Origin of the sequence: Thalassolituus pacificus (assembly GCF_025318105.1) — a bacterium.
In the GTDB taxonomy this organism is placed as follows: Bacteria; Pseudomonadota; Gammaproteobacteria; order Pseudomonadales; family Oceanobacteraceae; genus Venatoribacter; species Venatoribacter pacificus.
In genome coordinates this window covers 223327-242163 of sequence record NZ_JAOANI010000012.1, presented here as the reverse complement: position 1 = coordinate 242163, position 18837 = coordinate 223327, and the positions used below count along the sequence as shown (strand labels likewise).

At 51.8% G+C, this 18837-nt stretch carries 15 protein-coding genes and 1 pseudogene; 10 read left to right on the top strand and 6 right to left on the bottom strand.

Features of this window, described 5'->3' with window-relative positions; translation table 11 throughout:
• Window positions 1–335 precede the first annotated feature (335 nt).
• Both NYR02_RS04085 and NYR02_RS04080 read left to right on the top strand, forming a co-directional pair.
• On the top strand, window positions 336–1640 hold the full coding sequence (locus tag NYR02_RS04085) for an ammonium transporter (RefSeq protein ID WP_260975120.1): 1305 nt from the start codon (window positions 336–338) through the stop codon (window positions 1638–1640).
• A gap of 10 nt (window positions 1641–1650) precedes the next feature.
• Window positions 1651–2322, top strand: coding sequence for a hypothetical protein (locus NYR02_RS04080; protein WP_260975119.1), 672 nt, complete (start codon window positions 1651–1653; stop codon window positions 2320–2322).
• A gap of 60 nt (window positions 2323–2382) precedes the next feature.
• Here the strand turns inward: NYR02_RS04080 and NYR02_RS04075 are convergent, their stop codons facing one another.
• Window positions 2383–3159 carry a hypothetical protein gene (locus tag NYR02_RS04075; protein WP_260975118.1) on the bottom strand — a complete coding sequence of 259 codons (777 nt, stop codon included), beginning with the start codon at window positions 3157–3159 and terminating at the stop codon, window positions 2383–2385.
• Between the two features lie 118 nt (window positions 3160–3277).
• On the opposite strand from NYR02_RS04075, the gene purU reads away from it, so the two are divergent.
• The gene (purU, locus tag NYR02_RS04070) at window positions 3278–4129 is read left to right on the top strand and encodes a formyltetrahydrofolate deformylase (RefSeq protein ID WP_260975117.1); all 852 of its coding nucleotides are present in this window, start codon (window positions 3278–3280) and stop codon (window positions 4127–4129) included.
• Window positions 4130–4269: 140 nt separating this feature from the next.
• On the opposite strand, the gene NYR02_RS04065 is transcribed toward purU, so the two are convergent.
• Complete coding sequence (locus NYR02_RS04065) at window positions 4270–5457, bottom strand: thiolase family protein (protein WP_260975116.1); 1188 nt, start codon at window positions 5455–5457, stop codon at window positions 4270–4272.
• Between the two features lie 232 nt (window positions 5458–5689).
• Here NYR02_RS04065 and NYR02_RS04060 point away from each other — a divergent pair, with 232 nt between their 5' ends.
• Genes NYR02_RS04060 through NYR02_RS04050 form a run of 3 tightly spaced genes read left to right on the top strand, consistent with a single transcriptional unit; the run spans window position 5690 to window position 11917 of the window.
• Entirely contained in the window at window positions 5690–8608 is a 2919-nt protein-coding gene (locus tag NYR02_RS04060) for a hypothetical protein (RefSeq protein WP_260975115.1), read from the top strand.
• Window positions 8609–8632: 24 nt separating this feature from the next.
• A complete protein-coding gene (locus tag NYR02_RS04055) occupies window positions 8633–10516 on the top strand; it encodes a DUF1302 domain-containing protein (protein ID WP_260975114.1) in 1884 nt (627 codons plus the stop codon).
• A gap of 39 nt (window positions 10517–10555) precedes the next feature.
• Window positions 10556–11917, top strand: a complete 1362-nt coding sequence (locus tag NYR02_RS04050) for a DUF1329 domain-containing protein (protein WP_260975113.1) — start codon at window positions 10556–10558, stop codon at window positions 11915–11917.
• 110 nt (window positions 11918–12027) lie between these two features.
• Here the strand turns inward: NYR02_RS04050 and NYR02_RS04045 are convergent, their stop codons facing one another.
• The 4 genes and pseudogenes from NYR02_RS04045 to NYR02_RS19580 all read right to left on the bottom strand — a co-directional run.
• Window positions 12028–12531: a porin family protein gene (locus NYR02_RS04045; protein ID WP_260975112.1), complete on the bottom strand. Its 504-nt coding sequence runs from the start codon at window positions 12529–12531 to the stop codon at window positions 12028–12030.
• Between the two features lie 41 nt (window positions 12532–12572).
• Window positions 12573–13559 (bottom strand): serine/threonine protein kinase, encoded by a 987-nt coding sequence (locus NYR02_RS04040; protein ID WP_260975111.1) that lies wholly within the window; start codon window positions 13557–13559, stop codon window positions 12573–12575.
• Between the two features lie 60 nt (window positions 13560–13619).
• The gene (locus NYR02_RS04035) at window positions 13620–14024 is read right to left on the bottom strand and encodes a ComF family protein (protein ID WP_260975110.1); all 405 of its coding nucleotides are present in this window, start codon (window positions 14022–14024) and stop codon (window positions 13620–13622) included.
• 135 nt (window positions 14025–14159) lie between these two features.
• Window positions 14160–14360, bottom strand: a pseudogene (locus NYR02_RS19580) (double zinc ribbon domain-containing protein); the annotation flags it as partial.
• A 61-nt stretch (window positions 14361–14421) separates the two neighbouring features.
• Between NYR02_RS19580 and bioB the strand changes: the two are divergent.
• From bioB to NYR02_RS04015, 4 genes are all read left to right on the top strand, one after another.
• Window positions 14422–15480, top strand: a complete 1059-nt coding sequence (gene bioB / locus NYR02_RS04030; RefSeq protein ID WP_420864292.1) for a biotin synthase BioB — start codon at window positions 14422–14424, stop codon at window positions 15478–15480.
• A 102-nt stretch (window positions 15481–15582) separates the two neighbouring features.
• Window positions 15583–15834, top strand: a complete 252-nt coding sequence (locus tag NYR02_RS04025; RefSeq protein ID WP_260975109.1) for a hypothetical protein — start codon at window positions 15583–15585, stop codon at window positions 15832–15834.
• A 17-nt stretch (window positions 15835–15851) separates the two neighbouring features.
• The gene (locus tag NYR02_RS04020) at window positions 15852–16781 is read left to right on the top strand and encodes a putative metalloprotease CJM1_0395 family protein (RefSeq protein WP_260975108.1); all 930 of its coding nucleotides are present in this window, start codon (window positions 15852–15854) and stop codon (window positions 16779–16781) included.
• A gap of 228 nt (window positions 16782–17009) precedes the next feature.
• Window positions 17010–18815 (top strand): acyl-CoA dehydrogenase C-terminal domain-containing protein, encoded by a 1806-nt coding sequence (locus NYR02_RS04015; protein WP_260975107.1) that lies wholly within the window; start codon window positions 17010–17012, stop codon window positions 18813–18815.
• Window positions 18816–18837 lie beyond the last annotated feature (22 nt).

Below are 18837 nucleotides of genomic sequence, written 5' to 3'. Positions count from 1 at the left end.
TTGCAGAGTGAGTTCCTTTAAAGCGCCTATGAATTATTCCGAGGTGCTTTAACTGCAATATAGCAGTGCAGCGAACGTTCTGTCAGCCTGAAGCTGGTGCGTGCTGGTTTTGTGCTGCACTTTTCTGGTGCTGGAATATTTTCACAGTCACGGTTTTTTCTCTGCCCTGCGCTCACGCCGGTATATTTTTCCGCTCATTGTTCTGGCACAGGCTTTGCTCGCTGTTGATAAATAGCGTTGATAAGTAGCGTTGATAAATATCCCAGACGCATAGTCTGGATGAAAAACACGGCAGCACGTTTGCTCTTTGTCTGAACAGCCAAACAGGTAATGTTATGAAATGGATTGTGTGGATCGCATTAAGCAGTGTCAGTGTTCCTGCGATGGCAGCTACGTCGGCCGCAGAATTGAATATCAATACTTTATGGGTGGTCATGGCAGCAGCGTTGGTGTTTTTTATGCAGGCGGGTTTTGCTTTGCTGGAAAGCGGTATGTCGCGGGCAAAAAATGCCGTCAACGTAATGATGAAAAACTACATGGACGTATGTCTTGGCAGTCTTATTTTCTGGCTGGTGGGTTATGGCCTGATGTTCGGAGAAAATTTCACTGGGTTTTTCGGTGCCAGCCACTTTGCCCTTTCGTCAACAACGTCGGTCGAAGCTGAATCCTGGGATTACACCGTGCTGCTGTTTCAAACGATGTTCGCGGCGACGGCGGTCACTATTTGCAGTGGTGCGATGGCTGAGCGGACAAAATACGATGCGTACTTGATCGCGACCTGCGTGATTACGGCGTTTATTTATCCGGTATTTGGCAGTTGGGTTTGGGGCGGTATGTACGGTGGCACGGGTTGGTTGGCCAAGTTAGGTTTTATCGATTTTGCCGGTTCGACCGTTGTTCACTCTGTCGGTGCCTGGTGCGCACTGGCAGGCATTATCGTGTTAGGCGCGCGAACCGGGCGTTTTGACCGAACCAGTGGTGCTGCGCGCAGTATTCCGGGCCATAACCTTTCCCTTGTGGCGCTGGGCGGTTTTATTTTATGGCTCGGCTGGTTTGGTTTTAATGGCGGCAGCACGCTGGCGGCGAATGCAGAAATCGGCTTGATTGTACTGAATACACAATTAGCTGCGGCTGCCGGAGCAACCGGAGCATTGCTGTTCAGCCGTATGAGTAAACGTCCGGTGCTGCTGACCTCCACGATTAACGGCAGTATTGCTGGCCTGGTGGGTATCACCGCAGGTTGTGCGTCGATGACGCCGGAATTTGCTGCCCTGACCGGTCTGATTGCCGGAGCAATATCGGTTTACGGTGCGGGCTGGCTGGAACGCCGTCGGCTGGATGATGTAGTGGGTGCTATTCCTGTTCATGGCTTCGCCGGTGCCTGGGGAACATTAGCGGCCGGGCTTTTCCTGAAAGATAATATGTTTGATCCGTCGCAGATTGCCGTGCAGTTGGTAGGGATTTTCTCGGCGTTTTTCTGGGCGTTTCCGTTATCGCTTATTCTGTTTTTTCTGATTGATCGTTTGATCGGTTTACGTGCAAGCACTCAGCATGAGCAGCAGGGGCTGGATTTTACCGAGCATGATGAAGTGGGTTACCCGGAGTTTCATCAGAACGTTACTTATCATCGTGAATTATGAGTAGCCGCTAATGACAATGACGATTGAAGTAAAAAGACGGGCAGTATTTACGGTTCTTCAGGAAACCCTGCAAGGGGATGGTTTATGGCGGGCCATGTGGCGTTGGCAGAATCATTATGCGCAGAAATCACAATTTGAACTGAACGGTTTTTTGTCGGATTGCAAAGATATTCCCGAGGTGGCGCAGAATCGCTCCCATTTGTATCGCCAGCTAATCGGCATTCTGATGGACAGCAGTGCACAACTGCAGCCTGACCCGATGAATGACATGCTGAGATATCAGTCTGCTCAGGCAGAAAGTGGCAGTCTGGATGAGATGGAATTATTTCAGCAGCCAGATTGGAGCGATGTTTATTCGTCGGTATTAACAACGCTTTTCGGCCAGTTGCGTTCAGATACGGTCCGGGTGGTAAAACGTTACGCGATGGAGCAGTCTTTGCGGCATAACATTTCTCAGGAGTTGGCGTACGCATTTAATCTTTGGGGGGATGGCAAGCATGCATTGGTTGTGGCCAGTGCTCCGCTGAGCGATTTGAAGCGCTTACTTAACTTTATTTATATCGGCGTATGTGAGTGTCTGGGGCCGGTGGATGCTGACCGAATTTTAAGCCTGAGTATCCGCACTGCAAACGAGATAAACCAGAACCCGGCAACAGATCCAAGGCAGTTGCTGGAAAAGTAGCTGCGGCCTTAGCGCGGCTTATATTCAACGGCAGTGAGAGCTGATCTGGCGCTGAAATAATCAGCTGGCTGCGATGCGGCTCAGCTGATCAATCATACTGTTGGTGTAACGCATCACCAGAAAAGGGACTAACCGGGCTTCGGCATTGGTTGCGGATTTTTCGACAAATAACCATTGGCTGCGTATGCGTCGCATTGAAGCCTGTGCCGGTACGCTGAGTGTGGCAGCATCCAGAGCGTCGAGACCGTGGGCGAACTCCTGGCAGAGCAGGTTGATGTCCTGACCATTGCTGAGTGGTGCTCCCATGGATGAAGCGGCACGTTCCAGATACCGTTCGGTAATTCCCAACAATAAGCGCTTCTGATTGCGCGTCCAGCGCTCAATACCTGATACCGAAAACTCTCCGCTGGCGCGCAGTTCATCGCCAATCTTTTCCAGTTCGCCGATCATGGCACTGGATGCATCACGCATCATGGCGACGACCTGTAATTCGGGGAAGTCGTTCACTTCAATTTCGTGAATATTCTGCTGCATCAGGGTACGGAAGCGCTGCCAGTGGCTGTCGATCATCTGCGGGTGAGTGTTATCGCCGGTCAGTTGGATGCTCAGCAGTTGTTGGCTGACATTCTGCTGCTGCTCATCGATTCTGCTCAGGTTGCTGTTGAGTTCTTTGAGCAGTTGCTGATTCCCCTCATCTGCCTGTACATGGTAGTACTGCAGCAGCAGCGTTTTAACACCGACACTGAGATCGAAAACATTCTGTTCCAGAGAATTGCTGCTCGCCTGGGCTGAAAAGCCGACAAACAGGGTGAGAATCAGGGATCTAAGGAGTAACATAGGCGTCTCTCCGATACTTATTATTGTTTTTAATGGCTTCAGTTGATCACTTCCCCCGCGCAGGTGCAATAGCCTTTCGGGCCAGAGTGACAACCTTATAAGTCTGTAGTGGATTTCTATGGAACGAGTATACCGTTTAACGATTTCCTGCCCTGACCGGGTGGGCATTGTGGCTAAAGTTGGCCAGTTCTTTTCCGCCCATGGTGGCTGGATTGTTGAGGCAAACCATTATTCTGATCCGGTTACCGGACGCTTTTTTATGCGTCACTGTATCCGTGCCGATTCGCTGTCTTTTGATCTGGATGTGCTCAAGGCGGAGTTTGCTCCGATTGCAGAAGAGTTCGATATGGACTGGCAGGTGAATGATTCCGGCGTGCCGAAAAAGGTCGTTCTGATGGCCAGCAAAGAAAGCCACTGCCTGGTGGATTTGCTGCACCGCTGGCACAGCAAAGAGCTGAGCTGCGATATTCCCTGTGTAATTTCCAATCATGACACGCTGCGTTCAATGGTGGAGTGGCATGGTATTCCGTTCTTCCATGTACCGGTGGAGCCTGGCAATAAAGCTGAGCACTTTGCGCGGGTTAACGCCATTGTTGAAGAACATAAAGCCGATACCATTGTGCTGGCGCGCTATATGCAAATTATTCCGCCGGAACTGTGTGAGCGTTACCACGGCCAGGTGATCAATATTCATCACAGTTTTTTGCCGTCTTTTGTTGGCGCCAAGCCTTATCATCAGGCTGCTGAGCGTGGGGTAAAACTGATTGGTGCGACCTGTCACTATGTCACTTCAGAACTGGATGCAGGCCCGATCATTGATCAGGACGTAATCCGCATCAGCCATAACGACACCGTAGAAGATATGGTGCGTCTGGGTAAAGATGTGGAGAAAATGGTATTGGCGCGCGGTGTACGCAGCCATCTGGAAGACCGGGTGTTGTTGCACGGCAACAAAACCATCGTCTTCTGAAGCTATCTGTGTCGGCATTGTGTCGTTACAAACCGGCCATCCTCGATAAAGCTTCAGGGTTAGGCGGGTTGCAGACATAAAAAAACGGGAGACGTTTTTCAGCGCCTCCCGTTTTTTTATGGGTTGTTACTGGTCTGAGATCAGATCAGTTCGATTGCAACCGCTGTCGCCTCACCACCACCAATACACAGTGCCGCAACACCTTTCTTACCGCCGGTATTTTTCAGCGCGTTCATCAGAGTAACGATCAGACGGGAGCCGGTTGAACCAACCGGGTGACCCTGGGCGCAGGCACCGCCATAAATGTTTACTTTGTTGATATCCAGTTCCAGTTCATCAACCGGCATCATCGCAACCATGGCGAAAGCTTCGTTGATCTCGAACAGGTCCACGTCGTCTTTGTTCCAGCCGGCTTTGGCCAGAACCTTCTCAATGGCACCAACCGGAGCAATGGTGAATTCAGACGGATGCTGAGACTGAGTAGCGTGTGCCACGATACGGGCGATCGGGGTCACGCCTTTCGCGGCAGCAGCCGATTCACTCATCAGTACCAGTGCGGATGCGCCATCGGAGATAGAGGAAGCATTAGCGGCAGTAATGGTGCCGTCTTTGGCGAACGCCGGACGCAGGCTCGGGATTTTTTCGATGTTGGCATTGAATGGCTGCTCATCCTGCTCAACTACGGTTTCGCCTTTACGACTGGTTACAGTAACCGGCACGATTTCGGCGCTGTTCAGGCCTTTTTCAATCGCATCTTTGGCGCGGGTCAGAGACATAATGGCGTAGTTATCCATCTGCTCGCGGGTATAGCCTTTCTGATTGGCCACATCCTGAGCAAAAGAACCCATCAGGCGGCCGGTTTCGGCATCCTGTAAGCCATCCAGGAACATATGATCCTGCGGTGCGCTGCCAGCCCCCATGCGCAGACCGGTACGTACACCTTCGAGTACGTAAGGCGCGTTGGACATGGACTCCATACCACCGGCAACGGCAATCTCTACCGACCCGGCTTTGATGGCATCGTGCGCCATCATGGTGGCTTTCATGCCTGAACCACACAGCTTGTTGATGGTGGTTGCGCCCGTGGCATCCGGCAGGCCGGCTTTGCGCATTGCCTGGCGGGCCGGGCCTTGCTTCAGGCCAGCTGGCAGCACGTTACCCATAATCACTTCCTGCACGTCGGCGGTATCAATGCCGGCACGTTTTACGGCTTCGGCAATCGCCAGTGCGCCCAGATCGGTTGCGCTGACGCTGGCCAGGCTGCCCTGGAATCCACCCATTGGCGTGCGTGCGCCGGCTACGATAACCACGGAATCTTGATTTGACATGTGCTGCTCCTGAGTCAGATATCTTGAAATTGGCCGCCATTCTAGAGGAATGGGGCGCTTTTTAACAATTCAGCGACCGCCTGACTGCATCCGGGGAGCTGATCGCGACAAAGTAGGGGCAACCAGGTGCCTGCTACGAAGGTAGTGTTACGTACGGATACAAAATGAGAGGGTGATTAGCAAGGAATCATACTTTTGAGTGATGAGGGTGCGTGGCGGCCAGATTATAGTCATGGGCATCTCTTTGGGGGTATGGACACACTCAAACCCTGAAAGTGCACCAATAACCATAAAAAAACAGACAGGTAGCAATATGGTGAAGAAGACCCTTCTCAGTCTGGCCATCGCAGCCACGACCGCAGGCCTCGCCGGCTGTAATATCAGTAGCGTTGAAACACACAATGACAATGTCGATACCACGCCGGTGACATCCGGTACGGTTGGTAACGGTGGTCAGGCTACAGAAATTACCCGCGTTATTTATAACCCGAGTTCTACCAATGCAGCTGGACTTCCCAATATCCCTCTGATCACCGATTTGCTTATTCAGGGGCTGGCCGGTGCTGACAGCGATTGCGCCTCGGAAGACACGGCTACCTGTTTGGACGGTACCATTCCGTTCCCGGGTGGCGATATTGCTCTTGGTGGTGCAGGTTATAACCCGATTTTCTCTGCCGTGGGTGACCTCGATGGTTTCTCTACGGTCTCAGCGATTGATGTCGCCTTTGATGGTGCTTTAGACGCTACATCTATTGTGACAACGCCGGGGGCGTTAACCAACGTACTTCTGGTGCCGCTGAATTACACCAATGATCCGATTGCCGGCGGTAAGCCGCTGAATAATGACGCGCCAGCGCTCAATGCGGCTAATCCTTTTGGAGCTCCTGTATCCATTGAAGCAAGTGTTGTTACCTATTCAGATTCAGCTGACGACGCAAATAATGTTCTGCGCATTATGCCGAAAGAGCCTCTGAAGTCTAAAACCCGTTATCTGGTTGTAGTCACAGATGGTCTGAAAGATGCTGAAGGGGTTGGTGTTCGCTCAAGTACCACGTTCAGTTTACTTGCAGTAGCAACCGCTGATGCACAGGATCCTACTGCGGCAAAACTGCAGGGTGCAATCCGCTCATGGGTCGGATTGGCTAAAGGCATTACTGGCGGCCTGGGTCAGCAACTGGAAACCAGTGACATTGCTTATACCACAACATTCACGACCGGCGGCGGTACTGAGGTCCTTTCTGGTATGGCAGCTCCGGGGCTTGTCAATGCGGCTGTTAATCAGACAATGCCAGCAGATCTTCGCTACGTTATCGAAAGCAATCTGGTAAGCAGTAATGGCGATGTTACGGCTGCAGCTGCTGGATTTATCGGTTATGTCAATGCGCTGCCAGAGCAGAATAAGACTGGAATTATTACAGCGCTTGGTGGTGCAGAAGCCTGGCAGGCCAATGCTGGCGCTGCGGTTGCATTGGCTGCGGCCCTGCCACAACCAGCGCCGCGAGTTGCCGATTTCACTGTGAAAGAAGTTCCTCTGACTGCTCTGGGTATTACAGGGACTAACCTGAATATTTCCAACGGTTCTATTAAGCTGCCATATTATCTGTCAGCACCGGATACAACCTCTCTTGCAACGCTGTCTACTACGGCATTGCGTTCTTTCGCTGGTTTCTGGCAGGCCGATGACACCTTAGGTACGGATCTATCAGCGCTGCTAAGTGCTGTAAATATCCCAGCTTCAGCTGTGACTCCGCCATCGAGCAACGTAACGCGCTTGTTCCCGCTGGCAAAAACGGGTTTGCATACTAGTGAAACCAACCCTCTGGGTTATGTCGATGTGCCGGTTTCGGTGTTTTATAGCAGCACTGAAGACTGTAGTGCTTCTGGCTATGACCCTGTAATTTATCAGCATGGCATTACCACTAAGCGTACTGCAGCCATTCCATTTGCAGCACAAGTTGTTGCAGCTGATGCCTGTACTGCTGTGGTTGCCATTGATCTGCCTATGCACGGTCTTGATCCTACAGATGCTACAGAGAAAAACCTGTTGGGTGGTTTATATACTGCACCTGCAGATATGAATGGTGACAGTGTAACTAACTCTACTGATGACCTGATCTATGGTTTGTTGCAGCAACGTCATTTCGGCCTGACTCAGTCTGCTACAGGAACACCTCGTAGTATGTTGGTAGCAACACCAGGTACCGATGGCGATGTAAGTCCTGCTGATGGTATCTACGATGATTCTGGTTCAGGCTCGTTGTTTATTAACATTGCCAACTTCCAGAATACCCGTGACAACATGCGCCAGGCGGTGATGGATTTGCTCAACCTGAACGCCAGTCTGAAGTATCTGAACTTTAGTGATTCGGCTGTGGTGGGTGCCGATATTAATACCAATGCATCCGTGAAATTCGCAGGGCATTCTCTGGGTTCTATCGTGGGTACGCCTTTCCTGGCACTGTCTAACGCTTTGAATGGCAGCTCTAATATTTACCTGAATAATGTAGAAGCCGGTGTATTGGCAAATGGTTCAGGTCACGTAACCAAGATGATTGAAAACTCGTTTGCATTCGGCCCGACCATTGTTGACGGTTTTGAAGCGCTTGGTAACCAGGCATCGACTCCTCTGGATCTGTCTCAGGGTTCTTCACTGTTTGAACTGACTATGCACATCTTCCAGGCAACCATTGACTCTGCTGACCCTATGAATTTTGCGGGCATGCTGAATGCATCTGCTGCCGGCTCTGGTGTGCTGATGTTTGAAATCGTTGGTGACGGAGCATCTAATGCCCCAGATCTGGTGGTTCCTCCCGCTGCATTTGCTGATAACGGGACACCTCCGCGGGTGCTTTTGGATAATGTCCTGCAGGGTGAAGATGGCTCTAATGACAAGCTGGCAGATACCTCTGCGGCACCATTAGCGGGTGCAACTCCTCTGGCATCAGCAGCTGGCTTTACAGCGGCCACTCAGTCCGAAGGCGATGGTTCTCAGTATTTGCGCCGCAAAGTCAGCTTTACGGCCGGTGATCATTCCTCATTCGGTGAGCTGGATGACGCTACTGGGACTGAAATGATTGGTCAGGTTAATGAGTTTTTTGATAATGATGGCAAGGTGTTGACTATGACAAATACCGCCATCGTTAAACAATAAAAGAACCTGAGCGGAGTTTATATTATGAAAATAACAACTAAGGGGTTGCGCCCAATGAAGAAGATTCCTTTAGCGCTTGCTGTTTCTGCTCTGTCTGTTGGTTCAGCTAACGCTGTTGAATTTAATTTTGGTGACCTTGGTGTGCAGCTGGATAATACAATCAGCTACGGTGTTGCCTGGCGTGTAGAAGGGCGTGATTCTGATCAGATTATGCCTGGTAATGGCACTCTTGTTGGTGAAACCGGCACGGGCTCATCGTACAACTACGATGATGGCACGCTGAATTACAGCAAGGGCGATATTTACACCAATGCGGTTAAGTGGAGCGGTGATCTGGAAATTAACTATCAGAATTTTGGTGGTTTTTTCCGTGCTCGCGCTTACTACGATTCGGCTCTGATGGATGAAGATACCGATTTTAAACAGCTGAACGACGCCACCAAAGATGCAGCCGGTAAAGGTGCTGAATTAATGGATGCTTATGTTTGGGCAGATATGGATCTGGGATCAACTCCGGTTAACCTGCGTGTAGGTCGTCAGGTGGTCAGCTGGGGTGAGAGTACTTTTATTCAGGGTGGTATTAACAGTATTAACCCAGTGGATGCTTCTGCATTCCGTAAGCCAGGTGCTGAAGTAAAAGAAGGTCTTTTGCCAGTTAATATGGTGTACACCTCGATTGGCCTGAGCGCTGATGTGACTCTGGAAGCCTTCTATCAGCTGGAGTGGGAAAAAACCCGTACAGACCCATGCGGTACCTTCTTCTCGACAGTTGATTTTGTTGCCGATGGCTGTGGCCCGGTCATTCTTGGCGGTACAGAGTCGGAACTTTTCTATCTCGAAGGCCACCAGGCGGATATTGATGGCAATATTCCGAACTCTGATCGTGAACTGCCAATTACCCCTCGCTTGGATGATGACCAGCCTAAAGACTCCGGTCAGTATGGTCTGGCGGTGCGTTGGTATTCAGAAGCTCTGGGTGATACCGAGTTTGGTTTCTACCATATGAATATTCACAGCCGTGTTCCTTACATCAACGGTTCGGTGACGAACTATACAAAAGCTAAAAGTGATGGCGGGGTTCAGGTAAATCCAACGGCAACCTACGATAGCTATCGTCCTCAGTATCAGATTGCTTATCCGGAAGATATTCAGATTTCTGGTATCAGCTTCGCAACCAGTACAGAAGGTGGAGCCTCTATTTCGGGTGAAATCAGCTATAAGCCTGATATGCCTCTGCAGTGGAACGCGTTTGAGTTGATTCTGGCGGGTAACGGTGCACCTTTTAGCCGTTTGTATCAGCAACGCGCTGCTGAAGCAGGCAATGCTAATGCTCTTTACGGTGAGCTGGCAGAAGGTTATGACAACTTCGATATGTGGCAGGCACAGATGACGTTTATCAAGTTCTTTGATCGCGTATTTGGTGCTGACCGCCTCGCGCTGGTTTCAGAGGTTGGCATGACGTATGTCGATGGTTTGCCAGATACTGACAAAGCTCGCTATGGTCGCTCAGGTGCATATGGCATTGGTAACAATGATGGTGTCATTAATAGCACTAACTACTGCTTAGATGGTGGTACAGCAGCCAACGCTCAGGCCAAGAACTGTACAGATGATGGCTACGTAACCGAGCTTTCCGGTGGTATCCGTCTGCGTGCATCCATGGACTATAACAATGCTTTTGCTGGCGTAAACGTAACCCCAACGTTTTCTGTTGCGTATGACAAAGGTAATGGCCCTGAGCCCGGTGCTCAGTTCCTGGATGACCGCCTGACTACGGGTTTGGGTGTGTCCTTTGTTTACCTGAATAAAACCTCGGTTGATCTTTCATACACCAACTTCTCTGGTGGTGACTACAATCAACTGAAAGATCGCGACAACGTCAGCCTGTCCGCGAAATATTCATTCTAATTTACTGGCTCAGACAAGAATTACAGAGGTCTATGAACCATGTTGAAAAAACATTATAAAACCTGGGGCGGCGCCATTGCGCTGTCCCTGATGGTAAGCGCAGCAAATGCCGCCGTTTCTCCAGCAGAAGCGGCAAAAATTGGTAAAGAACTGACGCCAATGGGCGCGGAAATGGCTGGCAAAGGTGAGATTCCAGCCTGGACGGGTGGTATTACTACGCCTCCGGCCGGTTACGTTGCGGGTGGCAAACCGGTTGATCCGTATGCCGCCGACAAGGTGAAATTTGTTATTACTGGTGCTAATTACAAGCAATACGCTGCCAACCTGACCGAAGGTCAGAAAGCGATGTTTGAGAAGTATCCTGATACTTATAAAATGCCGGTTTACCAGACTCGTCGTTCATCAGCCTACCCGCAGGCTGTTTATGACCAGACCAAAGAAAATGCTACCAAAACCAAATTGCTGGAAGGTGGTAATGGTCTGGAAAACTACGTAGAAGGTGCGCCTTTCCCTATGCCGCAGAACGGCATGGAAGCGATCTGGAACCACATCGTTCGTTATCGCGGTGGCAGTGTGCGCCGTGTGGTTGGTCAGGTAACTCCTCAGGTGAATGGTGACTTTACTCTGGTTCGTTTCCAGGATGAGTTCACCTTCCGCGACAAGCTGAAAGACTATGATCCTAACTCAGATCAGAATGTGTTGTTCTACTTCAAGCAGGATGTACTGTCTCCGGCCCGTCTGGCAGGTAACGTGCTGCTGGTTCACGAAACACTGGACCAGGTAAAAGAGCCACGTAAAGCCTGGGTATATAACGCCGGTCAGCGTCGTGTTCGTCGTGCGCCACAGGTTGCTTATGACGGTCCAGGCACTGCAGCGGACGGTCTGCGTACTTCTGATAACTTTGATATGTTCAACGGTGCACCGGATCGTTACGACTGGAAACTGGAAGGCAAGCAGGAAGTTTACATTCCATATAACTCTTACAAACTGAAGAGTGCGGATCTGAAGTACACCGATATCGTCAAGCCTGGCCATATCAATCAGGATCTGGCTCGTTATGAGTTGCACCGTGTATGGAAAGTGACCGCGACCCTGAAAGAAGGTAAGCGTCATATCTATGCCAAGCGTGTGTTCTACATTGATGAAGATACCTGGCAAGCAACTGAAATCGATCATTACGATGGTCGTGGCGAACTGTGGCGTGTTGCTGAAGCACACAACCTGATGTACTACGATACACTGGTGCCTTGGTATGCCATTGAAACACTGTACGATCTGAACTCCGGCCGTTACCTGGCGCTGGGTCTGGACAACGAAGAACAGGGTTCTTACGAGTTCGGTTTCGAGCGTAGCCAGCAGGATTACACTCCGGCAGCTCTGCGTCGTGAAGGTAAGCGTTAATCTGAGTAATATCAGATAAATAAAAAAGGGGCTTCGGCCCCTTTTTTATTGCGTATCGTTTTTATTGTGTGTTTTTTGTGCTTTTAGCTGAGGAATCCGCTTACCGGCCATCAGAAATTCAGAACAAAGCTCGCCTGATACACTGATGATGCGTCTTTATTGATGTACTCGCCGCGCACATCCAGTTTCGGCGTTAAGTGAAAACCGGCACCGGCACCCAGCAGAATGCCGTCATCATCGCCGATATCGAGTCCCAGTCGTGCAATGGCAAATAAATTGGGATTGATTTCCGGCAGTTGCTTTTCGGCAACGCCAGCGAACCAGAATCCTGAAATATCACTATCGGGACCGTTGAAGAAATCATCGGTCTGGGTGTAGCCGACTTCTACGGTTGTTTTAACCTGATCAATATCATTATCGAGCTCGTAACCGGCAAAAATACTCAGACCTGTTGCATCAACGTTACTGCCACCAAAAGGACTGTCGATCACGTTTTGTGAGAGGCTGCCACCGAGCTGTAAGCGCTCAGGTTGGAATCCCTGACCGCTGTTGTCGGCTTGTGCCACCATCGGCAGTGCGCTGAAGGCAAGTAACAAAGGAAAGCGTTTTTTCATTGTAATGATCCTGTTGGTTGTCGAATTCTTGCTGTTCCGTTTCAGTACTGCGGCATGCTTAGTGGGCCTTCCTGCAAGGCAGCCAGTTGTTCACGCAGCATGATAATGTGTTCAGACCAAAAACGATGGCTGTCGAGCCAGGGAAAGGCGGCGGGAAATGCCGGGTCATCCCAGCGAGAGCAAAGCCATGCGGCATATTTCATCACCCGCAGGCTACGCAGAACTTCCATCAGTGCCAGTTCATGCTGCGGAAACGGGCGGAACATTTCATAGCCCTCTTTAATGACCAGTAATTGCTGGCGTTGTTCCTGTTCAGGGCCGCTGAGTAGCATCCAGATATCCTGCATGGCCGGGCCCTGGACACAATCGTCGAAATCGACCATGTACAGTGTTTCGTCGCGCAGCAGCAGGTTGCCGGGGTGAAGATCGCCGTGCAGGCGCAGGGTGTGTACGTCATCCGGTCGGTAAAGTTTACCGGCCCAGTCAGTTAGTGCGGTGGCCAGACTTTCATAGCTGGCGTGGTAATCAATCGGCATCAGGCCCGAGCGCAACACCTGCTCACCGGCCAGCGCCATATCGGCCGCGCCCTGTATGCGCGGCCGATGGCGAAAGGCCGAGTTGGCTCCCACCTGATGCAGTCGGCCGAGCCAGCGACCCAGTAATTCAAGGTCGTCATCGCTGCTGAGTTCCGGTGCCTGACCGCCGCGGCGCGGGAACAGGGCAAAGAAGAACGGGTCGCTGAAAAACAGCGTCTGGCCATTAACGGCGATCGGTGCAACGACCGGCAGATCTTCGCTCTGCAGCTCAAGCAAAAAGTCGTGCTCTTCCTGGATCGCCTCACGGCTCCAGCGTCCGGGACGATAAAATTTGGCGATCAGCGGTTGCTGATCTTCAATGCCGACCTGATAAACCCGGTTTTCATAGCTGTTGAGGGGGAATATCCGCGCGTCGCAGACGAACCCTTGCGCTTCGATGGCATCCATCACGCGTTCCGGGGTCAGCTGGGTGTAAGGGTGTGTGGATATCATGGCCGCTCTCCTGATAGGTGGCGGCATTATGCCCGTATCGCTGTTGCCAACCAATGGCGCTTATGGATTGTTGTCCCACTCCGGCGGTGGCGTGCGGGCCAGCGCCCAGATGCCAACAATTGCCGCACCTTGTTGTTTGAGCACCCGCGCTGCGGCATTGGCCGTAGCCCCGGTCGTTATAACATCTTCAATAATGACGATATGTTTGCCCTTTAGCTGCAATTGGCCGGGTTGTAAGGAGTTGCTGAGATTTCTTTGTCGCTGACGGGCGCTCAGGCCACGTTGATCATGGCCCGATGTTTTGTACAGAGCGTTATCGATTAGCGGAACTCCGAGTGTTTTCGCCAGCCTGCGGGCCATAATTTCGGTGATATTGAATCCCCGGCTGAACAGCTTGCGCCGCGTGCTGGGAATGAAGGTGATGGCATCGGCCTGAGCCAGCGCCGCCGCAGGGTTAGTCAGCATCAATCCGGTCAGGCGTGGCAGCCACAATAGTTGGCGCCGATCTTTGCAGGCTTTTATCCACAGACTCAGAGGCGGCTGGTAAAGAAAAGGGCAATCGCTGTAATCAAATGCCGGAGGATGTTGCTGACAGCGCCCGCAGCGTCCGGCACTGGTTATCGGCTCTGAGCATTGAGAGCAGGAGTGCCTGGCCCGTGGTAGTTCTTTAAGACAGTTATGACACAGAAAAAATGCATTGCTGGTCGCTTGCAGGCAAAGCTCGCATTCGCTTGTCGGTGTTAATTTGCGGATTAAATTTAACCAGTAGTTTACTGTTTTTCTGACAATGGTTGACCACATGGTAACGCCTTCTATCATCGCGCTAATCGCATCGATGTTACCAATATCAGGGGATACCACTATGAGTCTGTCGGCTGAAAATAGGCAGGACATCCGCCATAACTGGACGCTGCAAGAAGCACAGGCATTGTTGAATCTGCCGTTCAACGATCTTTTGTTCCGGGCGCAGAGCATGCATCGCCGTTACTTTAATCCTAACGATGTTCAGGTCAGTACCCTGTTGTCGATAAAAACCGGAGCCTGCCCGGAAGACTGCGCCTACTGCCCGCAGAGTGCACGCTACGACACCGGGCTGGAAAAAGAAAAGTTACTGGAAGTTCAGGCCGTGATTGAAAAAGCCAAAGCCGCAAAAGCCGCCGGCTCAGACCGCTTTTGCATGGGGGCTGCCTGGCGTTCACCGCGCAACAAAGACATGCCTTACGTTGTCGCCATGGTTAAAGGGGTTAAAGCATTGGGTCTGGAAACCTGCATGACACTGGGCATGCTGGACGAAGATCAATCGCAACAACTGGCCGAAGCCGGGTTGGATTATTACAACCATAATCTGGACACCTCGCCGGAGTATTACGGCGAAATTATCACCACCCGTACCTATGCCGATCGCCTGGGAACGTTGGCTAATGTACGCAATGCCGGTATGAAGGTTTGTTCGGGCGGGATTCTGGGAATGGGCGAAAGCCCGCAGGATCGTGCCGGCTTGCTGGTTCAGCTGGCTAATCTGCCGCAGCACCCGGATTCCGTACCGGTTAATCAACTGGTGAAAGTCGCCGGAACACCGTTGGAAGCTGAGCAGGATCTTGATCCAATCGACTTCATCAGAGTGATTGCGGCTGCCCGTATAATGATGCCCGCGTCACGGGTTCGCCTCAGCGCCGGACGCGAACAAATGAGCGAAGAGATGCAAGCCATGTGCTTTTTTGCTGGTGCAAACTCAATCTTTTACGGTGAATGCTTACTGACGACCCCTAATCCGGCGGCCAATAAAGATCAGGCTCTGTTGCACAAGCTTGGAATTAACCGTGATCACCGTGTAACGGCTGCCCCGTCGACGCTGGAAACATTACTGACCGCCGGCAATGATACTGAACAAACGTTATTTTATAATGCTGCGCAGGCTTGAATATAACCAATCCGTCTAATCGTCAGGCACCGTAGTACTGGTAAATTTCATGGATATTGGTTAAATTGTGATCAATAGCCCTAAAACCATTGCGAGGTGCTTATGAATATTGGATCCACTACCGGCTCGGCGTTCACCTCTGGTGCATACGCCGTCGATCAGGGAAATGCTCAGGTTAAGCGTGCCGCTCAGGACGTTGTTGATGCAACGACCAGCCGTCCGGTTGAGGGCGTTGGCAACCTGGCCTCAGCGATGACCGATCTGAAACAGGGTCAGGAAACCGTTGCTGCCGGCAGCAAGGTACTTGAAGCTGCCGATAAGCAGCTTGGCACCCTGATTGATACTCAGGCCTGAGAACTGAGAGCCTAATCATGCAAGTTTCTCCCGCTTCCTCGCCCACTCTGAGCAGCACGCTTCCCAGCGGAAGTGCGGCTGTGCAGATATTGGCAAAAGAAGGAGAGAACGCGTCCTCCACGGTTTTTGCTCCGGTCGAGGAGGTGTCACTCAGTGCGGCTGCGACCGATGCGGGTATGCGCAAATCGCAAACGTCTGCTGAAACATACTCCCGTCCGCGTCGCACCGCCGATGCCAGCACGTCAGCAGCAAAGGACTCTGCTGAGCGTGTAGCGCCTCAGGCGGAAGACGCACAACAGAACCAGGCGGCCGAAGAGCAGATTATCGCCAGAAGAACTCAGCGCAACGAACAGGATCAGGCCCTGGCCGATGCTGAGCTGCAGCAGATCCGTGAGCTGAAACAGCGGGATCAGGAGGTGCGCGCGCATGAACAGGCCCATGCCAGCACCGGCGGCAGTTATGCCGGCAGTGCTAACTTTACCTATCAGCAGGGGCCGGATGGTGTTCGCTACGCGGTGGGTGGCGAAGTGCCGGTTGATGTCAGTAAGGTTGCTAATGATCCGGCGGCGACGATCAGCAAAATGGAACAGGTGCAGCGCGCTGCTCTGGCACCGGCAGAGCCCTCATCGCAGGATCGCCAGGTGGCTGCACAAGCCGGGCAGGTGGCTGCACAGGCGCTGACTGAATTGTCAGAGCAGCAGCGTGAAATGCGCGGCGCAGAGTTGGATCGTATTCAAAGCCAGCGGGAGAAAGTGCGGGCTGACATGGATGAAGCGAAGAAACAGCAGGAAGATGCGGATAAAAAACTGGCAGATAAAGAGCAGATTTCTGCCGCTGAACGCTTTGCTGAACATAACGCCCGTCTGCGTAAAATTAACGAAGTGCTGCTGCAAATCAGCATTCCTCCCCCGGTTACTGCAGGTCAGCTGCTGAACGATGTGGTTTGAGGGTGAATAACGTGACTGAACCGGCAAATGCCGGTTTTTTTTCGCCTCCAATATGGCCCGGGTGGCTAAGCTTTACCTGTCTTTACCGGGGGAAGATCGTGCCCGGGGTTGACATTAATCGGTGGCGAACGTATGTTTCAAACACTTGTTTGAATTGGTGGTGTTTCACTGCCCTTAACTCAACAGCAGCATTGCTGCAAGAACATAACAGGCTACGAGGTCTTTCCTATGCCAGATTACAAGGCTCCCCTGCGTGAAATTAAGTTCGTAATGGACGAACTGTTGGATATGCCAAGCCACTATGCCAGCCTGCCGGCTTACGCTGAAGTCGCTACTCCTGACATGGTTGATGCCATCATCAGCGAAGGCGCTAAATTCTGCGAACAGGAACTGGCTCCGCTTAACCGCGTTGGTGACCTCGAAGGCTGTACCCGTCATGACGACGGTTCTGTTACTACTCCGACCGGCTTCAAAGAAGCCTATGCCAAGTACGTTGAAGGCGGCTGGCCTTCCCTGGCTCATGAAGAAAACCACGGCGGCCAGGGCCTGCCAGAGTCTCTGGGCATTGTTATGTCTGAGATGGTTGGTTCTTCTAACTGGTCATGGGGTATGTACCCGGGTCTGTCTCATGGTGCGATGAACACTATCGAACTGCACGGTACTTCTGAGCAGAAAGAAACTTACCTGACCAAGCTGGTTTCCGGTGAGTGGACTGGCACCATGTGTCTGACTGAGTCTCATTGTGGTTCTGACCTGGGTATCCTGAAAACCAAAGCTGAGCCAAATGCTGACGGTTCTTACGCCATCACTGGTAGCAAAATCTTTATCTCTGCCGGTGAGCACGACATGGCGGGCAACATTGTCCACATCGTTCTGGCTCGTCTGCCAGGTGCTCCGGAAGGTACCAAAGGTATCTCTCTGTTCATCGTTCCTAAGTTCCTGCCAAATGCTGACGGTACTCCGGGCGAGCGCAACAGCCTGATCTGTGGTTCTATCGAACACAAAATGGGTATCCACGGTAACGCGACCTGTGTGATGAACTTCGACGGTGCCAAAGGCTGGCTGATCGGGCCTGAGAACAAAGGTCTGAACTGCATGTTCACCTTCATGAACACGGCCCGTATCGGTACGGCTCTGCAGGGTTCTACCGCTGCTGAAGCTTCTTTCCAGGGCGCTCTGGCTTACGCCAAAGACCGTCTGGCGATGCGTTCCCTGACGGGTCCTAAAGCACCTGAAAAAGCCGCTGACCCGATCATCGTTCACCCTGACGTTCGCCGCATGCTGCTGACTCAGAAAGCCTTCTCTGAAGGTGGTCGTGCACTGGTTTACCTGACTGCACAGCAGAACGACATCGTTAAGAAAGGCGAAAGCGAAGAAGCGCGTAAAGCGGCTGATGAGCTGCTGGGCTTCCTGACTCCGATCGCTAAAGCATTCCTGACCGAAGCCGGTTCTGAAGCGGCTAACCTGGGTATGCAGGTATTCGGTGGTCACGGCTTTATCGCTGAGTGGGGCATGGAACAGATCGTTCGTGATACCCGTATCTCTACCATCTATGAAGGTACTACCGGTATTCAGGCTCTGGACCTGCTGGGTCGTAAAGTGCTGATGACTCAGGGCGCTTCTCTGCGTACCTTCACCAAGCAGATCCACAAGTTCTGTCAGGCTGAAGAAGGTAACGCTGAACTGGCTCCGATGGTTGCAGCTCTGGCTGAAATCAACAAGGAGTGGGGCGATCTGACTATGAAGATCGGTATGTCTGCGATGAAGAACCGCGATGAAGTCGGTGCTGCGTCTGTAGATTACCTGATGTACTCCGGTTACGCGGTACTGGGTCTGCTGTGGGCTCGTATGGCGAAAATCGCTCAGGATGCTCTGGCGAACGGTACTTCTGAAGAAGATTTCTACAAAGCCAAGCTGACCACCGCGCGTTTCTACTTCGCCCGTATTCTGCCACGTACCAAAGCACACGCAGCGACCATGCTGGCTGGTGCTGATACGCTGATGGATCTGGCTGAAGAACACTTCGCGTTCTGATCCTGAGTACCTGTTTGTAAAA

Coding starts and splice junctions, on each gene's coding strand:
- NYR02_RS04075 (WP_260975118.1), bottom strand. CDS start 3,159: ATGTTACTCCTTAGATCCCTGATTCTCACCCTGTTTGTCGGCTTTTCA.
- NYR02_RS04055 (WP_260975114.1), top strand. CDS start 8,633: ATGAAAATAACAACTAAGGGGTTGCGCCCAATGAAGAAGATTCCTTTA.
- NYR02_RS04015 (WP_260975107.1), top strand. CDS start 17,010: ATGCCAGATTACAAGGCTCCCCTGCGTGAAATTAAGTTCGTAATGGAC.
- NYR02_RS04065 (WP_260975116.1), bottom strand. CDS start 5,457: ATGTCAAATCAAGATTCCGTGGTTATCGTAGCCGGCGCACGCACGCCA.
- NYR02_RS04045 (WP_260975112.1), bottom strand. CDS start 12,531: ATGAAAAAACGCTTTCCTTTGTTACTTGCCTTCAGCGCACTGCCGATG.
- NYR02_RS04025 (WP_260975109.1), top strand. CDS start 15,583: ATGAATATTGGATCCACTACCGGCTCGGCGTTCACCTCTGGTGCATAC.
- NYR02_RS04050 (WP_260975113.1), top strand. CDS start 10,556: ATGTTGAAAAAACATTATAAAACCTGGGGCGGCGCCATTGCGCTGTCC.
- bioB (WP_420864292.1), top strand. CDS start 14,422: ATGAGTCTGTCGGCTGAAAATAGGCAGGACATCCGCCATAACTGGACG.
- NYR02_RS04080 (WP_260975119.1), top strand. CDS start 1,651: ATGACAATGACGATTGAAGTAAAAAGACGGGCAGTATTTACGGTTCTT.
- NYR02_RS04035 (WP_260975110.1), bottom strand. CDS start 14,024: ATGCTGACTAACCCTGCGGCGGCGCTGGCTCAGGCCGATGCCATCACC.
- NYR02_RS04060 (WP_260975115.1), top strand. CDS start 5,690: ATGGGCATCTCTTTGGGGGTATGGACACACTCAAACCCTGAAAGTGCA.
- NYR02_RS04020 (WP_260975108.1), top strand. CDS start 15,852: ATGCAAGTTTCTCCCGCTTCCTCGCCCACTCTGAGCAGCACGCTTCCC.
- NYR02_RS04040 (WP_260975111.1), bottom strand. CDS start 13,559: ATGATATCCACACACCCTTACACCCAGCTGACCCCGGAACGCGTGATG.
- NYR02_RS04085 (WP_260975120.1), top strand. CDS start 336: ATGAAATGGATTGTGTGGATCGCATTAAGCAGTGTCAGTGTTCCTGCG.
- purU (WP_260975117.1), top strand. CDS start 3,278: ATGGAACGAGTATACCGTTTAACGATTTCCTGCCCTGACCGGGTGGGC.